Origin of the sequence: Candidatus Sodalis sp. SoCistrobi, from assembly GCF_900143145.1 — a bacterium.
Lineage (GTDB): Bacteria > Pseudomonadota > Gammaproteobacteria > Enterobacterales > Enterobacteriaceae > SoCistrobi.
On sequence record NZ_FRDB01000382.1, the window covers coordinates 1 to 1,163 of the forward strand.

The 1,163-nt window shown below is 46.3% G+C and carries 3 protein-coding genes; all 3 read right to left on the reverse strand.

Annotated elements, in window-relative coordinates:
* Positions 1-111: 111 nt before the first annotated feature.
* Positions 112-291, reverse strand: a complete 180-nt coding sequence (locus CINSTRO3249_RS16005; RefSeq protein WP_074013915.1) for a hypothetical protein — start codon at positions 289-291, stop codon at positions 112-114.
* Between the two features lie 79 nt (positions 292-370).
* Entirely contained in the window at positions 371-760 is a 390-nt protein-coding gene (locus CINSTRO3249_RS16010; protein ID WP_074013916.1) for a single-stranded DNA-binding protein, read from the reverse strand.
* Positions 760-1,163, reverse strand: a 404-nt coding sequence (locus tag CINSTRO3249_RS16015; protein WP_174249814.1) for an ERF family protein, incomplete at its 5' end; no start/stop codon positions are given. The genes CINSTRO3249_RS16015 and CINSTRO3249_RS16010, both read right to left, overlap by 1 nt.

A 1,163-nucleotide genomic window follows, 5' to 3' on the forward strand; every position in this document is an offset into this window, starting at 1 on the left:
TCTCCATGCGGACAATACGTCTTTCCAGTTTTTCAATTTCTTCGATAAGCCCCGTTTCCCGGCGGGCGAGTAATCCGGTGAGTAAACCATTCATATTTCACCTTGATAGCGTTAATGTGAGTCGGAAAAGCGGCGTAGATTAGGCATCTGCAAGTTCATGCCTAGTTTATCGGCTTTTTGTTGTGCTTCGTAATAGCTGGTGATTATCTTGCCGTCAGGGAATAACCAGACGCCGGGAGTTGAGTTATAAAGCATTACCGTATCTTTCATAAGATTAGCCTTCTTGTCCATGCTGAACTCCTGTATTGCAGATAGCCGACTCCCTGACCGGGAGCCAGCCATTAATTGCATTAGTCTGTGGGGTTAGAATCTAAAATGGGATGTCATCGTCAAACGGCGGCGGCGCTTCATTACTTACTGATGGTTTATTTTGCTGTGACTGCCCCTCCTGTTTGCTGGTGAAGTCAATCTCGTTAACAATAACAACCGGCGTTGATTTTTCTGTGCCGTCTTTGGCTGTCCAGCTTTCGAGAACGAATTGCCCCGTAACGGTTACTTTCGTCCCTTTGGTGAGGTAGCGGGGTAATTTTTCTGCTCTTGCGCCAAACATACGGCACTGCACCCAAGTAACTTTCTCATGCTCTCCATATCCTTGCTTGACGGGCAGTGAAAATGTGGCAATCACCTTGCCATTGGGTGTGCTGCGGGCAACACAATCGCTGCCTAAATTCCCTGAAAATATCACGACGTTTATTGACATTATGCGGCCTCCAATTCTGATTTTCGGATATCATAAACTTTTTTAGCTTCTGTCTGTTGCACGGTGCCATTCAACGGCGTCCAGATTTTGCCAAATTCCAGCTTTAGTTCATTTACTGATTTAACGGTCATTGCCTTTTCGGTGAAGGATTTAAGAATATCATCAGGTGTATGCGATGCCACTTCATGCACTTCTGCGTCGGCATCAATAGCCGTTTCTTCCGTGGGTATGCAAAAAGCTTGAAAGGCAGCATATTTGTAAGCAATGGACATCGCTTTATTGGTGGCCTTGTCGCCGCTATCCATCGCCTCCCCATAGGTCGTGACGGTATGTTTTGAACCGTCCTCTGTCGCAACAAAGTCAAATTCGGCTTTGACCGTAACATAAAACAGTGCGCCGCCTT